The 19,166-nt window shown below is 39.6% G+C and carries 15 protein-coding genes and 3 pseudogenes; 14 read left to right on the top strand and 4 right to left on the bottom strand.

Going from position 1 to position 19,166, the window contains the following annotated elements; all coding sequences use genetic code 11:
- The first annotated feature begins 100 nt into the window (after nt 1-100).
- Genes CVS86_RS08270 through CVS86_RS08245 form a run of 6 tightly spaced genes read left to right on the top strand, consistent with a single transcriptional unit; the run spans nt 101 to nt 5,762 of the window.
- The gene (locus CVS86_RS08270; protein ID WP_107791578.1) at nt 101-967 is read left to right on the top strand and encodes a D-amino acid aminotransferase; all 867 of its coding nucleotides are present in this window, start codon (nt 101-103) and stop codon (nt 965-967) included.
- The gene (locus CVS86_RS08265) at nt 964-1,407 is read left to right on the top strand and encodes a DUF523 domain-containing protein (RefSeq protein WP_107791577.1); all 444 of its coding nucleotides are present in this window, start codon (nt 964-966) and stop codon (nt 1,405-1,407) included. Before CVS86_RS08270 ends, CVS86_RS08265 begins: the two co-directional genes overlap by 4 nt.
- Nucleotides 1,400-1,894: a chemotaxis protein gene (locus CVS86_RS08260; RefSeq protein ID WP_103611045.1), complete on the top strand. Its 495-nt coding sequence runs from the start codon at nt 1,400-1,402 to the stop codon at nt 1,892-1,894. Before CVS86_RS08265 ends, CVS86_RS08260 begins: the two co-directional genes overlap by 8 nt.
- Nucleotides 1,891-3,906 (top strand): SH3 domain-containing protein, encoded by a 2,016-nt coding sequence (locus CVS86_RS08255; RefSeq protein WP_107791576.1) that lies wholly within the window; start codon nt 1,891-1,893, stop codon nt 3,904-3,906. Before CVS86_RS08260 ends, CVS86_RS08255 begins: the two co-directional genes overlap by 4 nt.
- The gene (locus CVS86_RS08250) at nt 3,907-5,226 is read left to right on the top strand and encodes an ATP-dependent DNA helicase (RefSeq protein ID WP_107791575.1); all 1,320 of its coding nucleotides are present in this window, start codon (nt 3,907-3,909) and stop codon (nt 5,224-5,226) included.
- A complete protein-coding gene (locus CVS86_RS08245; protein ID WP_009293697.1) occupies nt 5,223-5,762 on the top strand; it encodes a hypothetical protein in 540 nt (179 codons plus the stop codon). Before CVS86_RS08250 ends, CVS86_RS08245 begins: the two co-directional genes overlap by 4 nt.
- Before the next feature lie 27 nt (nt 5,763-5,789).
- On the opposite strand, the gene lolA is transcribed toward CVS86_RS08245, so the two are convergent.
- Nucleotides 5,790-6,302 (bottom strand): LolA-like outer membrane lipoprotein chaperone, encoded by a 513-nt coding sequence (gene lolA / locus CVS86_RS08240; protein ID WP_002940204.1) that lies wholly within the window; start codon nt 6,300-6,302, stop codon nt 5,790-5,792.
- Nucleotides 6,303-6,399: 97 nt separating this feature from the next.
- On the opposite strand from lolA, the pseudogene secA reads away from it, so the two are divergent.
- The 3 genes and pseudogenes from secA to CVS86_RS08230 form a co-directional block, all read left to right on the top strand.
- Nucleotides 6,400-8,796 (top strand): annotated as a pseudogene (gene secA, locus CVS86_RS08235) (preprotein translocase subunit SecA); the annotation flags it as partial.
- A 108-nt stretch (nt 8,797-8,904) separates the two neighbouring features.
- A pseudogene (locus tag CVS86_RS10285) lies at nt 8,905-9,006 on the top strand (SEC-C metal-binding domain-containing protein); the annotation flags it as partial.
- Nucleotides 9,007-9,057: 51 nt separating this feature from the next.
- The gene (locus CVS86_RS08230; RefSeq protein WP_107791573.1) at nt 9,058-10,257 is read left to right on the top strand and encodes an ABC transporter permease; all 1,200 of its coding nucleotides are present in this window, start codon (nt 9,058-9,060) and stop codon (nt 10,255-10,257) included.
- 265 nt (nt 10,258-10,522) lie between these two features.
- On the opposite strand, the gene CVS86_RS08225 is transcribed toward CVS86_RS08230, so the two are convergent.
- Genes CVS86_RS08225 through CVS86_RS08215 form a run of 3 tightly spaced genes read right to left on the bottom strand, consistent with a single transcriptional unit; the run spans nt 10,523 to nt 13,426 of the window.
- Nucleotides 10,523-12,148, bottom strand: a complete 1,626-nt coding sequence (locus tag CVS86_RS08225; protein ID WP_107791572.1) for a cation:proton antiporter — start codon at nt 12,146-12,148, stop codon at nt 10,523-10,525.
- A 3-nt stretch (nt 12,149-12,151) separates the two neighbouring features.
- Nucleotides 12,152-12,526 carry a heat shock protein transcriptional repressor HspR gene (locus CVS86_RS08220; protein WP_107791571.1) on the bottom strand — a complete coding sequence of 125 codons (375 nt, stop codon included), beginning with the start codon at nt 12,524-12,526 and terminating at the stop codon, nt 12,152-12,154.
- 3 nt (nt 12,527-12,529) lie between these two features.
- Nucleotides 12,530-13,426, bottom strand: a complete 897-nt coding sequence (locus CVS86_RS08215) for a DnaJ C-terminal domain-containing protein (protein ID WP_107791570.1) — start codon at nt 13,424-13,426, stop codon at nt 12,530-12,532.
- A 155-nt stretch (nt 13,427-13,581) separates the two neighbouring features.
- Here CVS86_RS08215 and CVS86_RS08210 point away from each other — a divergent pair, with 155 nt between their 5' ends.
- The 5 genes and pseudogenes from CVS86_RS08210 (at nt 13,582) to CVS86_RS08190 (ending at nt 18,932) form a co-directional block, all read left to right on the top strand.
- On the top strand, nt 13,582-14,985 hold the full coding sequence (locus CVS86_RS08210; protein ID WP_107791569.1) for a Do family serine endopeptidase: 1,404 nt from the start codon (nt 13,582-13,584) through the stop codon (nt 14,983-14,985).
- 97 nt (nt 14,986-15,082) lie between these two features.
- Nucleotides 15,083-15,760, top strand: coding sequence for a response regulator transcription factor (locus CVS86_RS08205; protein ID WP_002940190.1), 678 nt, complete (start codon nt 15,083-15,085; stop codon nt 15,758-15,760).
- Complete coding sequence (locus tag CVS86_RS08200) at nt 15,760-17,001, top strand: ArsS family sensor histidine kinase (RefSeq protein WP_103612761.1); 1,242 nt, start codon at nt 15,760-15,762, stop codon at nt 16,999-17,001. Before CVS86_RS08205 ends, CVS86_RS08200 begins: the two co-directional genes overlap by 1 nt.
- Before the next feature lie 31 nt (nt 17,002-17,032).
- Nucleotides 17,033-17,470 (top strand): pyridoxal-5'-phosphate-dependent protein, encoded by a 438-nt coding sequence (locus tag CVS86_RS08195; RefSeq protein ID WP_002940300.1) that lies wholly within the window; start codon nt 17,033-17,035, stop codon nt 17,468-17,470.
- A gap of 50 nt (nt 17,471-17,520) precedes the next feature.
- Nucleotides 17,521-18,932 (top strand): annotated as a pseudogene (locus CVS86_RS08190) (potassium/proton antiporter).
- Nucleotides 18,933-19,166: the final 234 nt, after the last annotated feature.

Genomic DNA, 19,166 nt, shown 5'->3' with positions numbered 1-19,166 from the left:
TATAGACTTTTTACCTTAAAAATTTCAGCTCATTGTATCTAAAAATCTATAAATTCAAACAAAATTAGATACAATTTGCACAAAATTTAAGGAGCTAAAAATGGCAGATAAAGCTTTAGAAACGGTCTTTTTAAATGGCGAGTTTTTGCCAAAAGATGAGGCAAAAGTTAGCGCATTTGATAGAGGATTTATATTTGGCGATGGAATTTATGAAGTGGTGCCTGTGATAAATTCAAAAATGGTCGATAAAGAGGGCTTTTGGGCGAGGTTTGAGAGAAGCTTAAACGAGATAGATATAAGCCTGCCTTACGAAAAAGATAAATTTGAAGCGATCTTAAATGAGATGATCACCAAAAACGCCTTAAAAGAGGGCGGAATTTACATGCAAGTAACAAGAGGCGTGGCGTTTAGAAATTTCTACTTTATGGAAAATTTAACCCCAAGCGTCTTTATCTTTTGCTATGAGAGTGAAATTTTAAACAACCCAGCTGCAAAAACTGGCATAAAGGTCGTGAGCGTCGAGGACATCAGGTGGAAAAGGCGCGATATAAAGTCGATCTCGCTTCTAGCTCAGTGCTACGCTAAAAACGAGGCTCACAAAAAGGGCGCGGACGAGGGCTTTATGGTCGAAAATGGCTTTGTCACAGAGGGCTGTAGCTCGAGCGCTTTTATCATCAAGGATAAAACCCTCATCACCAAGCCACTTTCAAATGAAATTTTGCCAGGGATCCGCCGTATGAGGCTTTTAAGGATCGCTAAAGATATCGGTTTAAAGATAGAGGAGCGTAAATTTAACATGGACGAGGTTTATAGCGCTGATGAAGTCTTTATCTCGGCTGCTACGCTCATACTTTTGCCAGTCATCTATGCTGATGGCAAGGCGATAAACGGCGCAAAAGTGGGCGAAATCTCAAGCAAACTTCGTGAAATTTATGCTAGTGAGCTTTTAAAAGAAGCTGGACTTTGAGAGAAAAGGTCTTAATAAGCGCTTGTCTGGCTGGCATAAACTGCAAATTTAACGGCGAAAATAACCTTTTAGATAGTGGCATTTTGGATGAAATTTCAAAGAGATATCATCTGCTTTTTGTCTGCCCAGAGGTTTTTGGCGGACTTAGCACGCCAAGAGAGCCAGCTGAGATGAAAAATGGGCTTGTTGTCACAAAAACCGCCAAAGATGTGAGCGAAAATTTCATCAATGGAGCTAAAATTTGCCTAAAGATAGCTAAGCTAAATGGCTGCAAAAAGGCTATTTTAAAAGCTAGAAGCCCAAGCTGTGGGAGCGGGCAAATTTATGATGGAAGCTTCACTAAAAAGCTCATTTTAGGTGACGGCGTAGCGGCAAAACTGCTAAAAGAAAATGAAATTTTAGTTTTTAGCGAAGATGAGATAGGGCGGCTTGATGTTTGAGAGGCTAAAAGATAACGTCTGGCTCGAAGTCGTCTTTAAATACATCATCTTGCTGCTACTTTTTGTCTGCGTGGTGGGGCTTTTTGTAAGCGGCGTGCTCTTTTTAAAGGGAGAGATGAGCGAAAATTCGCTAAATTTGCACATTTTCTTTGGTTTTAGCTTGGTTGTTTTAACTATCATTCACAGCTACGTCAAAAAGAAAAAGTTAAAAAAGCTAAGCCTTGAGTTTAAAAATATCTTAAAGCACAAGCCAGTGCAGATGGACTGCAACACGACAAGGTTTTTAAACGCGCTAAATGATGTCAAAGTTGGGGAAATTTCAAAGAAATTTGGCTCAGACATTGCAGAAATTTTAAGATCAAACGATATAAAGGTCAGGGACCAAAACGAGACGATGAGGCAAATTTGCAAAAATAACGATGAAAAGATGTTTTATATCTTTGTTTTGATCGTCGAAGCTATATTTAAGGATAAGGAAGAAATTTGAAAAAAGGTATATTTTTAGCACTGAGTGTTGCTTTGTTTTTGGGTTGTTCGCAGACAACAAAACCAGAGCCAAACAAGCAGCAAAATGCCCTGCCAGACGAAAATGTTTATAAGCCAAATGAGCGCATCAGCTTGCTTGAATTTGAAGTAAAACAAGACGCATCGTCGCTACCTCAAAATATGCAAAGTGCAAGCTTTGCTCAGGATGAAATTTTAAAAAGAAGGTTTAAAGTTTTTACTCTAAGAGGCGTGAAATTTAACCCAAATGACGCTTTTTGGGCGTTTAATGTATATAAACCAAGCGAAAAAAGAAAGTATTTTGGCTCAAATTTTAGGCAGATACCTCAAAGCTGGTTTGACGCACAAAAGGACAATGCAAATTTCGCTGGCTTTTTGCAAATTTCAGCTTACGCTCTAACTTCAGCAAACACAGCTGTAAGAAATTTCCCAACCGACGAGCCGATATTTTTAAACCCGCAAACCCCAGGCGAGGGCTATCCGTTTGATTATTTGCAAGAATCAACCCTAAGCATCGCTCATCCGCTCTTTGTCTCGCACCTCTCAAAGGATAGGGCATGGGCGTTTGTGAGCGATGATGCGGTTTGGGGCTGGGTGAAGGTTGAAGATATCAAATTTATAAGCGATGAAGAGGCGCTTGCCTATCAAAAATCAAGCTTTGTCACGATAAAAACCGACAAGATGCCAGTTTATGACAAGGGAGGGAACTTTTTATTTTACTCGCGTGTCGGCGCGATACTGCCAGTTTTAGCACAAGATGACAAAAACTACTACGGCAAAATTTATGTAAGAAATATGCTTAGGGAGTTTGTCCTCCCAAAGTCTTTTAGCGCCCTTTTTCCACTTAAATTTAATGACTCAAATTTAAAGACAATTCTTAGCTCGCTTCTTACTCAGCCTTATGGCTGGGGTGGCGTGGATAAGCTAAGAGACTGCTCGCTTTTTACAAAAGACTTGCTAGCAAGCTTTGGCGTGTGGTTACCTAGGAACTCGAGGGCGCAGGCAAATATGGGAGAGAAGATCAATCTAAAAGGTCTTAGTAACGCTGCAAAGAGCAAAGAGATAAAAGAAAAGGGCGTGCCATATCTCACTCTCGTGCATCTGCCAGGTCACATCATGCTCTATGCTGGATATAAGGGCGATGATATCTATGTGGTGCATGACGCTTGGGGGCTAAAGACTGCAAACAACGGCCGTGCGCTTATCGGAGCGACCGCGATAACTACGCTAAATATCGGTCAAAACAGAAGCGACATACAAAGTGCAAATTTGCTAATTTCTAAGGTTGATTCTATAAATGTGATGAGGCCTGAGCAAGGGATGCTAGATAAGGCTAGAAAGATGTCGGCTTTGCAAAGAGCTTATGGCGTAAAGATCGAAGAAAATTTGGTTAAATTTAGCGATGGCACGAGTTTAGTCTATGATGATTTTAAACAAAAAGATGAAGAGTGCAGCACTGGCGCTGATATAGAGGATATGAACGCACTTGACTACGCTGCATTTTCGCCACTTAGCACAGCTCTAAGTGATGCTGGTAGATGCAGAAACTACGAGCTTTTAGGCAAAATTTATGGCTCAAGCGAGAGTGCGGTAAAAGCAAATTTGGTTGATGTCATCTGGCTAAAGGATTTTTTAAATTTGCCTTTAAAATTTAACTCTAAAAATGGCGCTGCAGCTGCTTTGCAAGATGTGAGCAACGAGCTAAATGAGATGGTAAAGAGCGATCCAAATTTACTTGAATACCTAAAAGATCCAGGCGGGACATTTAAATGGCGCATCATCGCTGGCACAAACCGCCTAAGCGCGCACAGCTACGGCATCGCGATAGATATAAATGTAAAAAAGAGTCACTACTGGCAGTGGAGCAAGGGCTATGAGAATTTGATCCCTGAAAAGATCGTGCGAGTCTTTGAGAAGCATAAATTTATCTGGGGTGGACGCTGGAAGCACTTTGATACGATGCATTTTGAGTATCGCCCAGAGATGTTTGAGTAGATGAAAGATCAAATTTTAGAAATTTTATCTCGCTCAAATGTCTTTTTAACAGGCGGTGGCGGTGTTGGCAAGAGCTATCTAACCGCCTCCATCATCAGACACTACAAAGAAAATTTCAAAAATGTCGTCATCCTTGGCTCAACTGGCATAAGCGCTGTTAGCCTTGGGGGCGTGAGCTTGCATAGCTTTTTTAAATTTGGCTACTGCAAGGACTACGAGGAGCTAAGACGGCTTGACTACCGCCAAAAAGATAAGCTAAGCAAGCTAAGAAATATGCTAGATGCCTGCGATCTGCTAGTAATAGACGAAATTTCGATGGTTAGCTCAAATGTCATGGAGATGATAAGATACCGCTTGCTCACCTCTAAATTTAAGGGCAGGGTGCTTATAGTGGGCGACTTTTATCAGCTGCCACCAGTGCAAAAAGAGCAAAATGAGAGCAAACTTTTTAACTTTTTATACGCCTTTAACTCCAGTGCGTGGGAGGATATGAAATTTACAAATGTTGAGCTTTTGGTCTCAAAACGCACAAATGATCTTAAATTTTATGAAATTCTCTCTCGCCTTAGAGTTGGCGAGCTAGATGATGAGATGATGGCTTATATCGAGAGCTTGCGAGTGGACGCTATAGAGCCAGATAGCGAGACTAGCGTGCTTTTTGGCAGAAATGCTGAGGCTGAGATGCTAAATCAAAAGAGACTTCTTGCGCTTAATGCGCCACTTGAAATTTCAAGCTCAGACGTGATTGTTATGGATGAAAATTTAGATAAAAAAGAGTTTGAAAAGTGGGCAAATACGCTAAATATCTCAAGAAATTTAGAGATGAAAATAGGCGCAAAAATCATCTTTACTTCAAATAAATGGGGCGAGTACTACAACGGCGAGCAGGGTAAGATCATGCAAATTTTAAAAGAAAATGGCGCCATTTCAAGTGTGATCGTGCAAAAAGATAGCGGCGAGATTTGCGAGATAGAAAAGTGCGCTTATAACTTTTGCGCGCTAAATTTGAATGAAGACGAGATCGAGGAGAACGTGCAAGCTTCGCTTTATCAGTTTCCATTTAAGCTTGCCTATGCCCTAACTATCCACAAGTCTCAAGGCATGAGTATAAATTCGCTCATTTGCAACATCAACCACATCTTTGCCAAAGGGCAGCTCTACGTCGCACTTTCTCGCGCGGTAAATCCTAAAAATTTAAAACTTTTTTATGATAAGAAAAGTGATTTTAGGCAGCATTTAAGAAAAGTGGTTAAAATTGACGACGAAGTTAAGAAATTTTACCAAGAAAACGTATTTTTGCATATTAAGGAGAGTTTATGAAAAAGCTATTTCTAAGCCTTGTTTTTGGCGTTTTTGCATTTGCAGACGTGCTAAAAGTGAGTGACTTTCAGACAGATATCTACTCAAAAGCTGGACAAAATTTAACAAAAAAGATAAGTATGAACCTTGAAGTTGTCGGACGTGATGTGGAGGAGAACGAAGCATACGTGCTTGATGCGCTAAACGTCGTGGTTGGCAGCTTTTACGTGGAGGATATCCTAACCTCAATGGGAAAAGAGAAATTTAAAGAGCTCTTTATGAAATACGCAGCCAAAAAGCACTCGCTTGATATCGATGATGTGCTTATTTTAAATATCAAAGTGATAAATAATCTAGAGCTAAGCGAGATCATAAAAGCGATAAAAAGCCAAAATTTATGCTCTGATCCAAGCGTAAATGAAGATGTGATGACAAAGCCAGAAAAGAAGAAAAAAGGCAACGAGATCATCGTCGCACCTGATCCAAATGATGTGGTGCAAAAGCCGATCGATCTAAATAATGTGCAAGAATTTGGAAAAGACTTCGGAGAGAAGTGAGTAAATTTGGCTAAAAGCTAGCCAAATTTATTGATTTACGATGTCGTAACCTTGTGGGATAACCGGAGTTAGCGTCTCTTTTGGGATGAGCGCGTCTTTTACAGGGTTGCTTAGAGTGATTTTTATCTTATTTGAGAGCTTGTCTTTATAATCAATCGTCGTTGGAAGCGTGTTTTTTATCGTTATAAAGTACTCAACTCCGTCATATATCGCCTTATAAAGTGTCGGCTGAATTTGCTCTGCGTGAGCTAAGACCTGCGTCAAATTTGGCGTATCATCTAGCCTTGAAATGATGGCTTGCTCAAGCTCATCTTCGATCACGACCACTTTGTCTTTGTCAAAGTAAATTCTCTTTGGTGTTGGACTTTCATATATCCAAAGCGCGGTATTGTCGCTTTTAGCGTAAAATCTACCCTTGTAATTTACACTTTTGCCCTCGCTAAAGACAGTTTGCGTAAAGTCACTTTGCAGGCTTTTAAAATTTAAGCCAGCGCCAAATGAGCAAACTGCAACGAGAGAAGCTATCAAAAATTTTCTCATTTTTTATCCTTTTTTGGCGTATTCTAGCCCAGTTTAATTAAATAAATAGTTAAACTATGCTAAGATCCAAAGTTTAAAAATTTAGGAAGGTAAAGTAATGATTTCATCGGTATTTAGAAAGATTTTTGGCACGAAAAACGATAGAGAAGTCAAAAAATATATAAAACGTGTGGCGCAGATAAATGCGCTAGAGCCTACTTATGAGAAGATGAGCGACGATGAGCTTAAGATTAAATTTAACGAGCTAAAAGCCCAAGTCGTCGAAGAGAAAGTCACTTTAGATCAAATTTTAAATGATGTCTTTGCGTTAGTTAGAGAGGCTAGCAAAAGGGTGCTTAAGATGCGCCATTTTGACGTGCAGCTAATCGGCGGCATGGTGCTAAACGAGGGCAGGATCGCTGAGATGAAGACAGGCGAGGGTAAGACCTTGGTGGCGACTTTGCCAGTTATATTAAACGCGATGAGCGGCAAGGGTGTGCATGTAGTTACAGTAAATGACTACCTTGCAAAGCGTGACGCGACGCAAATGGGCGAGCTTTATAACTTTTTGGGCTTAAGTGTTGATGTGATACTAAGTGGCGGATACGACGATGAGGTAAGACAAGCTGCCTATAACGCCGACATAACATACGGTACAAACTCAGAATTTGGCTTTGACTATCTGCGTGATAATATGAAATTTGAAGCTAGCCAAAAGGTGCAAAGAGGCCATAACTTCGTCATCGTGGACGAGGTCGATAGTATCTTGATAGACGAGGCTAGAACTCCGCTTATAATCTCTGGTCCAACAAACCGCACGCTTGATGGTTACATAAGAGCCGATCAAGTCGCAAAACAACTTACCAGAGGCACTCCGGCCGATCCAAACGTGCCAGGCTCAAAGCCAACTGGGGATTTCATAGTAGATGAAAAAAATAGAACGATCATGATCACAGAAGCTGGCATAAGCAAAGCTGAAAAGCTCTTTGGCGTTGAAAATTTATACAACCTTGAAAATGCCGTGCTAAGCCACCACTTAGATCAAGCTCTAAAAGCTCACAATCTCTTTGAAAAAGACGTTCATTATGTTGTAAAAGATGGTGAGGTTGTTATTGTTGATGAATTTACAGGACGTCTAAGCGAGGGCAGGCGCTTTAGTGAGGGACTTCATCAAGCGCTTGAGGCAAAAGAGGGCGTGAAAATTCAAGAAGAGAGCCAAACGCTAGCTGATACAACATATCAAAACTACTTTAGGATGTATAAAAAGCTTGCAGGCATGACTGGTACGGCTCAGACGGAGGCCACTGAGTTTTCTCAAATTTACAACCTTGATGTTATCTCGATCCCAACAAACGTGCCAGTTAAGAGGATCGATCAAAACGACCTTATCTACAAAACTCAAAATGAGAAATTTAAAGCTGTCATCGACGAGATCAAAAAAGCTCACGAAAAAGGTCAGCCAGTGCTTGTGGGGACTGCAAGTATCGAGCGTAGTGAGGTGCTTCATGAGATGCTTAAAAAAGCTGGCATCCCACACTCTGTGCTAAATGCTAAAAACCACGAAAAAGAGGCTGAAATCATCGCACAAGCTGGTGTAAAAGGCGCTGTAACTATCGCTACAAACATGGCTGGACGTGGTGTTGATATCAGGATAAACGACGAGGTCAGAGACCTTGGCGGTCTGTATATCATAGGCACCGAAAGGCACGAGAGTAGAAGGATAGATAATCAGCTTCGTGGCCGTGCTGGACGTCAGGGCGACCCTGGTATGAGTAGATTTTACCTAAGCTTGGAGGACAATCTTTTAAGAATTTTTGGTAGCGACCGCATAAAGGCGATCATGGATAGGCTTGGCATCGACGAAGGCGAGAGCATCGAGAGCCGCATGGTGACAAGAGCTGTTGAAAATGCCCAAAAGAAGGTCGAGAGTTTGCATTTTGAGGCTAGAAAGCACTTGCTTGAGTATGACGACGTGGCAAATGAGCAAAGAAAGACTATCTACAAATACCGCGACGAGCTACTTGATAAAAACTACGATATGAGCGAAAAGATAGCTCAAAATAGAGTTGAATACGCTACAAATTTACTTGATACGGCTGAAATTTTCCATGGCGGCTTGAAAGATGACTATGACATTAAAAATTTATGCTCTATCATCCTTGCAGACTGCGGTGAAGAGATCGACGAGAACGAGCTAAAAGGGCTAGAGTATAATGAACTAGTAGAGAAAATAGCGCAAATTTTAGAGGTTAGATATAACGAAAAGATGAGCGTGCTAAATGAAGAGCAAAGAAAAGATATAGAGAAAATTTTATATCTTCAAGTGCTTGATAATGCGTGGAGAGAGCACCTTTATCAGATGGATATCCTAAAAACTGGTATCGGTCTAAGAGGATATAATCAAAAAGATCCATTAGTGGAGTATAAAAAAGAGAGCTACAACCTCTTTATGGAGCTAGTTGGCAGACTAAAAACTGAGAGCGTTAAAACGCTTCAAATCGTTAGATTTAAGAGCCGTGAGGAGCAAGAAGAGCAAGCCAGGATGATGTTAGAAGCTAGCCAAAATGCTGAAAATGAGCCCCTAAGCTATAATAATCAAGGCGAAGAAGAAAATTTCACGCCTGAAAAAAAGATACCAAGAAACGCTCCATGCCCTTGCGGAAGCGGTAAAAAATATAAAGATTGCCACGGCAAAAGTGGCCCTAAAAAAGGCATATTTGCTTAAAATTTCTACTTTTAAGGCGCCAAAGCGCCTTAATCTTTTAAAGGCTATTTGATGACAAGCTTACCAAAGTACCTACTTTTTAAATATTTAAGATTTGATAAAACTCAGCCATTTATCGCTCTAAGCGCCTTGCTCGCCTTTCTTGGAGTTAGTATAGGACTTATGGTTTTAATAGTTGCGATGGCGATCATGAACGGATTTGATAAAGAATTTGAGCGCAAACTTTTTACAATGAACTATCCTATAACCGTTCAAAGCGCTTTTAAAGGATCGATCGATGATGGCTTTGTAGATGAACTAAAGGCTAAATTTAGTGATCTTAAATTTAGTCCATATATCAGCACGCAGGTCATTTACCGCTCGGCAAATGCGCTTGAAGGTGGGCTAATTTATGGCGTAAATTTTAAAGATGAAAAGCAGATAAATTCAGTTGTGAATGAAGCTTTGAAAGAAAAAGAGCTAGAGGGCTTTGAGATACTTGTGGGAAGTGGCATAACGAGTGAGTTTAGGCTAAGAAACGATGAAAAACTAACGCTTATCTTTACAAAGGCTGATCCTGCTGGCTTTTCGCTAACGCCAAAGATGAAGCGCTTTGATATCGGCGGCTCATTTACATCCGGACTAATCGCCTATGACAAGGCATTTTCATATACTTCAGTTGATGCATTAAGGAAAATTTTGGACTATCCAAAAGGCGTTTATGATGGAATTCACATCTTTTCAAGTAAGCCATTTGATGATATAAAAAGGGTGCGCGAGGGGCTTCCAGCTGGCACGGTTGCTATTGGCTGGTGGGAGCAAAATGGCAACTTTTTCTCAGCGCTCGCACTTGAAAAAAGAGCACTTTTTATCGTTTTGATGCTTATAATCCTTGTGGCGTCGCTAAATATCATAAGCTCGCTACTAATGACCGTGATGAACCGCAGGCAGGAGATCGCCTTGCTTTTAGCGCTTGGAGCTAGTAAAAGCGAGATAAAAAGAAGCTTTTTTTATCAAGGGTTAGTAATAGGTGGAGGTGGCATCATATTTGGCTTAGTACTTGGCTTTTTGGGGTTATTTTTACTTGGAAATTTCAACATCATAGACCTACCAGCTGATGTTTATGGCTCAAGCAAACTACCACTTGAACTCTCAACTCTTGATCTTGTGCTTATCGTGGTTGGAGCTGTATTTATCGTGGCTATCTCGTCTTACTATCCAGCAAAAAAAGCCACAGAGGTAAATGTCCTTCAAACTTTAAGAAATGAGTAAAAGCCTAGAAAAGCTAGGCTTTAAATTTAGTTTTAAAAAGCATATTATTGGCTAATATGCTTTTATTTTAATTTGTAATAAATTCTATTTTTTTATCTTTTGATAGCTCATCAATTTTTAATTCTTTGTCGACGCTGTGACTAGACAAATTTTTAGCTTCTTATTGTCTCTATTATTTCTTATGCAATCAAAAAAGTTGCTAATAGTTTTATTAATTTATTTAAACGAACTTAACAAAAAAACGTGTTTTAAGAAGCTAAATTTACTACGCTCTTACATCGTGGTCGATCTTGCATTGAAGGGCTTCGTGAACAAGGGTTTTTGCCATGACGCGCTCCTCGCTTATAAGGTGGAAATTCTCTCCTAACTCGCCAAAGATATCTTTGTTGCCCTCGCCATTTGCTTTGATGATCGTTTGGATATTTGCTCCGTAGTCTTTGATCTTTTGCGCGATCAGCTCAACTCTTTGCTCGTTGCTAACTGTTATGATAACGGCTGCTGCGTCGTCTAAGCAAGCGTTTTCAAGAGTGTTACTTTGAAGCACATTTCCTAAAAATACATTTTCCCCGCGGCTCCTGCCAAGCTCGACTAGGCTGATATCATTATCAAGTACGATGTATAAAAGCTTTGTCTCTTTTAGTCTTAAAACCACCTCTTGACCGAGCCTATCATAGCCAAAGACTACGATGTGATTTTTTAGTTTTTGTGGCTTTAAGGTCTCGTTTGACTCGACCACCACCTCACGCTCTACAAGATCAGCTATCACGTCAAGCTTTTTAAGTATAAAAGGTGTTGCAAACATCGATATAACAGAGGCTGCGATGAAAATTTGAGCTGTTTGGACATCAAGTAAATTTCTAGTAGTCATCAGCCCAAAGACAGCCAGTGCAAATTCGCCGATCTGACAGACGCTAAGTGCGGTCTTAGCAGCGACCCTGCGTTTTAAGTAGATATTTAAAACGGCAAAAACGACGATGGCTTTTACGACCATTATGCTAAAGACTAGACCTAAAACTAGCCAGATATTTGAGAGCACGACTACAAAATTTATCTGCATGCCAACGGTTATGAAAAATAGCCCAAGAAGCAGATCTCTAAAAGGTATGAGATCGACCTCGATCTGGTGCTTATACTGCGTCTCTGCCATCATCATGCCAGCCAAGAATGCACCAAGAGAATATGAAAAGCCAAAGAAGTGAGCTAGCGTGCTAGCGCCAACGACTAAAAATAGGATCGTGGCTATAAAGACCTCTTGAGAGTTTGTCTGAACGACTTTGTAAAATATCCAGTTGATGACGTATTTGCCGAGCAAAAATAGCACAACGATAAGGATAACCGCACTCGTAAATGTCTTTAGCAAAAGCTCATTTATCGAGGCATCTTGCGAGCTAAACATATCTATCATAAGTAAGATCGGGATAACGGCGATATCTTGAAATAGCAAAATTCCAAGTGCCTTTCTACCATAAATTTTACTCACATCGCCGTTGTCATTTAGCGTTTTTAGCACGATCGCAGTTGATGATAGAGCAAAGGCAAGACCAGCAATAAGTGCTGTCTCGTCCTTTAGATGAAGCGCGTAGTAAAGCATCACGCCCATCACAAAGCCGCTTAAACAAACTTGCAGACCGCCATTTAGAAAGACCTCTTTTTTCATGCTCATCAGGTGCTTAAAGCTAAACTCAAGTCCGATCGTAAACATCAAAAATGCAATACCAAATTCCGCTATATGAGAAATTTCATCGTTGCTTTTTAGGTTGAAAAATTCTGATATAAGCGTGCCGGTTACGATGTAGCCGATGATGGTTGGTATCTGAAATTTCTTAAAAATGACATTTAACGCGACTGAGATAGCAGCGACAAGCAAGAAGCCTTCTAAAATTTGTTCCATATATTATTTTTTGCCTTCGTAAAATACAAGATCAAAGCTATTTTTTCTCTTTACTAGAGATCTTTTGGTGCTAGTTTGACTGGTAGCTTCGTGTAATTTTTTATTTAACTCATCAATAGTTGCTTCTAAATCGTCAATTTTCTCTTTTAGCTGAAGTATCACATCAACACCTGCTAAATTTACGCCAAGCTCACGGGTCAAATTTAGTATCGTTTTGACGCGATCAACGTCTTTTTGCGAGTAGAGCCTCATCTTGCCATCTGTTCTTGAGGGTTCAACTAGTCCCTCTCTTTCGTATTGTCTTAAAGTTTGTGGATGTATGCTTAAAACCTTTGCTACAACGCTTATTAAAAAAAGTGGTTCTTCGTAATTTTGCATTTTTTACTCCGGTAATTTTTCTTTTAACTCTTTTACTAAGCCCTCGTCAAGCTCACTAATGTTTGGAAGTTTTACCCTAGCTTTTAAGTAAAGATCGCCATAAATTCCACTCTTTCTGTTTTGCACACCGTATCCTTTCAAGCGGATCTTTGTGCCTGTTTTTGAGTTCTCAGCGATTTTGATAGTTACATCTTTTTTATATGTATGCACATTTATCTTGCCGCCAAAGAGCATAGTTTTTAGTGGAATTTCTACATCTTTATAAAGATCATCTCCGACTCTTTCATACTCGTCGCTTGGCTCAACGCTAATGGCAAGTATAAGATCGCCAGTTTGACCGCCAGCACTCTTGCCTTTGCCTTTTATGCGAAGTTTTTCGCCACCTTCTATGCCGCTTGGGATCTTTATCTTGATACTTTCGCCATTAAAATTTATCTTATGTTCGCCGCCAGTTACAGCTACGTCAAATGGTATAGAAATTTTGGCATTTACGTCTAGATCAGCTCCGCCAAAGCCAAATCCACCTCCGCCAAAGCCTTCAAATCCCTCAAAACCTCCGCCAAAGCCACCGCTAAATTTAGCGCCGCCTCCGCCAAATCCGCCTGCGAAGATATTTTTCAAGATATCGTTTAGATCGCCCATATCGGCTGAACCTCTGGCAAAGTCGTGGAAATTTTGACCGCCAAACATATTATCGCCGTATTGATCATACTGGGCACGTTTTTTCTCGTCACTTAAAATTTCATAAGCAGCGTTTATCTCTTTAAATTTATCCTCTGCTCCAGGGTCTTTGTTGATGTCTGGGTGGTACTTTCTAGCAAGTTTTCTATAAGCTTTTTTTATCTCGTCGCTTGATGCGCCTTTTGAAACTCCTAAAGTTTCATATAAGCTTTCGCTCATATATTCTCCTTATGTTTTTTGACACGGATTATATCACAAAACTTTAGTCTATGCAAGTCAAGTTTATTTTTATTTACAAAGGAGAAAAAAGCGTTAAGATTTTATTTTTAAGCTCTATTTATAATTTCAAGACATTTTCAATTTAAAGGAAAAAAATGAAAAAATTTATGCTAATTTCATTAGCGGCGGCTTCTTTGCTAATGGGAGCTGATATTAAATTTAACGAAGCAAACCAAGATGTAACTAGAGTTTCGCCGTTAAGTGATAAAAATAGTGTGCTCTCATACTATGACTCTATCGCTCAGGCAAAACTTTCAGTTGTAAATATCTCAACTACAAAAACAGTAAGCAACGCTGGCATCGAGCAGATGTTTAATGACCCGTTTTTTAATGAATTTTTTGGATTTAACTTTGCAAAACCAAAAGAGAAAGAAAAGACAACCTCTCTTGGCTCTGGCGTCATCATCTCAAATGACGGCTACATTGTTACAAACAACCATGTCATCGAAGATAGCGACCAGATCGTTGTGACCTTGGCAAAGGGTGGCAAGGAGTATAAAGCGAAGCTAATAGGCAGCGATCCAAAGACCGATCTAGCCGTTATAAAGATAGAGGCAAATGGGCTAAATGCGATCACATTTGCCGACTCATCAAAGCTGCTTGATGCGGACGTAGTCTTTGCCATAGGCAATCCTTTTGGCGTAGGCGAGAGCATCACTCAAGGCATCGTCTCAGGGCTCAATAAAGACAACATAGGCCTTAATCAATATGAAAATTTCATCCAAACAGACGCCTCTATAAACCCTGGCAACTCAGGTGGTGCTTTGGTTGATAGCAGGGGCTATTTAGTCGGTATAAACTCAGCCATACTTTCAAAAAGTGGTGGCAACAACGGCATAGGCTTTGCCATACCATCAAATATGGTAAAAGATATCGCTAAAAAGCTGATAACTGACGGTAAGATCGAGCGTGGATTTATCGGCGTAACTATCGCAAATTTAACTGATGAGCAAAAAGAGCTTTACACAAATAAAGAGGGCGCGCTAATAAGCGGCGTAGAGCAGGGCATGCCAGCAGATGAAGCAGGGCTAAAAAGAGGCGACTTGGTTATTTCAGCAAACGGCAAAGCCATCAAAAACGCAAATGATCTTAAAAATTTCATCGGCTCACTAACTCCAAATAGCAGCGTTGATATAACTTACGAGCGATCAAATAAAATCATGAATACAAAAATCAAGCTTGTAAATATGGATCACAACGCAAAAGATGCTACAAAAAGCGTCATCATCGAAGGTCTTAGCGTTAGTAATCTAAGCGATGAGATAAGATTTAAGTATAAGATCAGCCCAGATACTCAAGGCGTGCTTGTAACTGATGTAAAATCTGGCTCAAAAGCTGAAGACTTTGGCTTTGAAAGAGGTGATGTGATCGTTCAAGTTGGCGAAGAAAGCATAAAAGATCTTCAAACATTTGCAAGCACAGTTAAAAACGCAAAAGGCAAAAAGACGCTAGTGTGGATAAACCGCGGTGGCATCATGCAAGGCCTTGTTATAAAATAACCACTTAAGAGCTGAAATTTCAGCTCTTAACTCTTTTAAATTTTTAAAACCTTTATCTGCTATAATCCTTAAAAATAAATTTACATCAGGAAAGATCATGACTAGAATTTTAATGATAGAAGATGATATGGAGCTTGCTGAAATTTTAACTGAATACCTAGAAAACTACGACATAAAAGTAACGACGGCTGAGGAGCCATATATCGGACTATCTACTTTAAACACAAGCGAATTTGACCTAGTTATTCTTGATCTTACGCTCCCTGGCATGGACGGACTAGAGGTGTGCAAAGAGATAAGAAAAAAACACAACATCCCTATAATCATCTCAAGCGCAAGGCACGATATAACAGACAAAGTAAATGCCCTAGATAACGGCGCGGACGACTATCTGCCAAAGCCTTATGATCCACAAGAGCTTCTTGCTCGCATCAAAAGTCATCTAAGAAGGCAGAGCATCGCTCCTGCAAATGAGGCAAGAAATTTAAACAAAGACTTGGTTTTAAAAGAATTTGAGAGAGAAATTTTATTTAAAGGAAGTGTGCTAAATTTAACCGCAGCGGAGTATGACATCTTAAAATATCTGCTTCAAAAAGAGGGTGGGGCGGTCACTAGAGAGGAGCTCATCTACAACTGCGAGAGCATAAATGAAGATAGCTCAAACAAAAGTATCGACGTCATCATCGGCAGAATTCGCCAAAAACTAAATGAAAATCCAAAAGAGCCAAAATACATCCACGCGATCCGTGGCATCGGCTATAAGTTGGTCCTTTGATGCCAAGATCTTCTATATTTATCACGATAACGTTTATCTTTGGGCTCGCGCTTGTTTCGATATTTCTAGCATTTTTGTGGCTCATGGGTTTTGATAAGCAAAACTACACAAGGGAGCTAAATAACAAATACTCAAACGTCGCTAGGACAAATTTACTCTACATGGGTGGCATCATAAATAAAGCTCAGTACGACCGCCAGCTCTCAAACATCGATATGCCAGAGATCACCGCTAAAAATGAAAAAGAAGAAATTTTAAAAAATGCAGCCGTTTTAGAAGAAATTTCAAGTGATCTAGGATCAAGTGCGATCTTGCTTTATGATAAGCATCACTACCTAAAGATCGAGCATTTAGATGAGCTAAAGCTTTTAATGGATAAAGAATTTCAGCCTTATAGATACGAGGTGATAAAGGCTGTGTTTGCCGTAGTTGCGGTCATTTTGCTGGCTGCTTATATCTTTGTCATCTATAAGATAAAGCCGCTTAGAAAGCTAAAGCGTCAGATCGTGAAATTTGCAAATGGCGAGCTAAACGGCGTGCAAAATGTCGGCAACGGCAAGGATGAAATTTCAGAGGTTTCAGAGGCATTTTATGAGGCTGTTTGTCAGATCAAGGCGCTAAATGACTCAAGGCATCTTTTCTTAAGAAATATCATGCACGAGCTAAAAACGCCTATCACAAAGGGGCTGATCGCTGCTCAAATGATAGAAAAAAGTAAAAACCAAGAGAGGCTCATCTCCGTCTTTCACAAGCTTGAAAATTTGATAAACGAGCTTGCAGCAATCGAGCAGATCACTTCAAAGATAGGACTTACAAACAAAACGCCTTGCCTTATGAGGGATCTCATCGATGAGGCTATCGATATAGCGATGGTTGAAAAGGAGCATGTTGGCATCAGCGAGCTTGATGAGGTTAGGGTGATGGTTGATTTTAAACTATTTTCAGTAGCTATTAAAAATATGATAGATAATGGTATAAAGTATTCAACTGATAAGCACGTAAATATCATGGTTAGCAAGGATCATATGAAATTTATAACTCAAGGCGAGAAGCTAAAAAATGACCTTGACTTTTACATCCAGCCATTTATCAAAGGCGAGGATGCGCAAAAGAGCTTTGGTCTAGGTTTATATATAGTTAGCAACATCCTTGAGGCTCATGGACTAAAATTTGGCTATGAATACAAAAATGGAATGAATGTCTTTATTTTTGAAAATTTACAAGATATAATAGCGGCGTAAAAATCAAAACCGCAAAAAAAGGAGTGTAAAAATGGCGGCAAAAATCTTCTCGGCAGTTGATATTTTATCAATAATCGATCTTGAGATAGCTTTTATAAAGCGATACAAAAACGTAAAGGACTATGCGAAAAATTTATCTTTGATATATTTTTCTTTACCAAATAGTAAAGAATATGGCGAAATTTTTGAAAAAATCCTAAGACAAACTGACGTTGTCATAAGAGAAAACGAACACTACGTAGTCGTGCTTCACGGCACAAACGAAAGAGGCGCTAGCGAGCTACTAACTGGCATACAAGAGTTTTTAAACGCTGAGCCGATCGATCTAGTGGTTACCTATCCAAAAGATGGAAAAGACGCAAAAGAGCTTGCTATAAAACTTCAAGATGAGATAAAAGACAACTACGGCGTCTTACTTGAGATGCTTGTAAATCAAGATAAATTTGAAGTTTTTGAAAGTATAATTTAATATAATTTTGTGGAGTTTATTTAGAGAATTTACTACTATTTTTTGCAGTTTTGCTTATAACTAGCATTCTTTTAAGTAAGATCTCTGATAAATTTGGAATTCCATCTTTAATAATATTTTTAGGCGTTGGCATGCTAGCTGGCTCAGATGGCTTGCTGGGCGTAAATTTTGATGATCAAATGATCGCTCAAAATGTCGGTATGCTGGCACTTATTTTTATACTTTATGCTGGTGGGCTAGATACTGATTTTGCAGCGATTAAGCCTATTTTTGCTAGAGGTTTAGCACTTGCTACACTTGGTGTTTTTTAACCGCACTAGCTATTGCTCCAGTTGCAAAATATCTGCTTGATTTTACCTGGGCGGAGGCCTTTTTGCTAGGCTCCATTATCTCTTCAACAGACGCAGCAGCTGTTTTTGCTATACTAAGAGCTAAGAAAATTTCACTTAGAAATAGCATTGCACCATTGCTTGAGTTGGAATCTGGCTCAAACGATCCAATGGCGATATTTCTAACTATGACGATCTTTCAAATGATCTCACTAAATAGCACTCCAAGTGCGTCAGAGTGGGCGATCACACTTGTTAAGCAGTTTGGCATAGGTATCGCTATAGGCTATTTATTTGGCGTTGCTTTGCCAGCCATCTTTAATAGACTTCGCCTAAAAAGCTGGGGCCTTTATCCAGTTTTTTCTATCGCTTGGATATTGCTTTTATATACGCTTTGCTTTAAAATCGGTGGCAATGGCTATTTGGCTGTTTATATTGCTGGAATTTTTATAAATAAAAAAGAGTTTTCTCACAAGAAAAATTTAGTCGGTTTTCACGACGGTATCGCTTGGACGATGCAGATAGTGGTCTTTTTAACACTTGGCCTTTTGGTAAATCCATCACAACTTCCTGCAACTGCGCTGTTAGCGCTTGTTTTGGCCTTGTGGCTTATGTTTTTTGCAAGACCACTTGGTGTTTTTGCATCGCTTGCATTTTCAAAATTTAAGATAAATGAGCAAATTTTTATCTCTTGGGTTGGGCTAAGAGGCGTCGTGCCAGTTGTACTAGCTACCTATGTTTATGTCGATGGCGTACGTGATGCGGATATGATTTTTAACATTATATTTTTTATGGTTTTGATTTCTATTTTGATACAGGGCATGTCGCTTGGCTTTGCAGCTGATAAATTTAAGGTCAAAGAGAGCGAGCAAGAGGATGTTAAGGCAGTAGAAAACTCGCCGATCTTAAGCTACACGCTTCACCAGCATACCATCCACTATGGCTCAAAACTAATTGGCAAAGATTTGGCTCAGCTTGAGCTTCCAACTGAGTTTTTAATAATCCTAATAAAGCGTAAAAACGAGTATCAAAAGCCAACTGGCTCAACAATCTTTGAAGAAAATGACCTATTACTGATACAATGCGAAAATCAAGTGCTTTATCAAGATACGATTAAGTATTTGACTTATTAAAATTTTGATAAAACTTGCCACATTTCATTTCTCTTTGTAAATTTTAAAACTTTACTCGCTTGCCTTAGCAGGCTACTAAATTTAGGCTACACTTCGTTTAGCACTAAATTTAGAGCCGTGATATGCTCGCTCATAAATTTTAAAATTTACTAGAATTTCAATAAAACGCATGCAGTGCGAAGCACTGAGGCATGCACCTCTAACGTCGTCGGGGTTAGGGGATTGTTAAGGGGG

Source organism: Campylobacter concisus (assembly GCF_003048605.1).
Taxonomy (GTDB): Bacteria; Campylobacterota; Campylobacteria; order Campylobacterales; family Campylobacteraceae; genus Campylobacter_A; species Campylobacter_A concisus_BM.
This window is presented reverse-complemented; position numbering and strand designations above follow the sequence as displayed.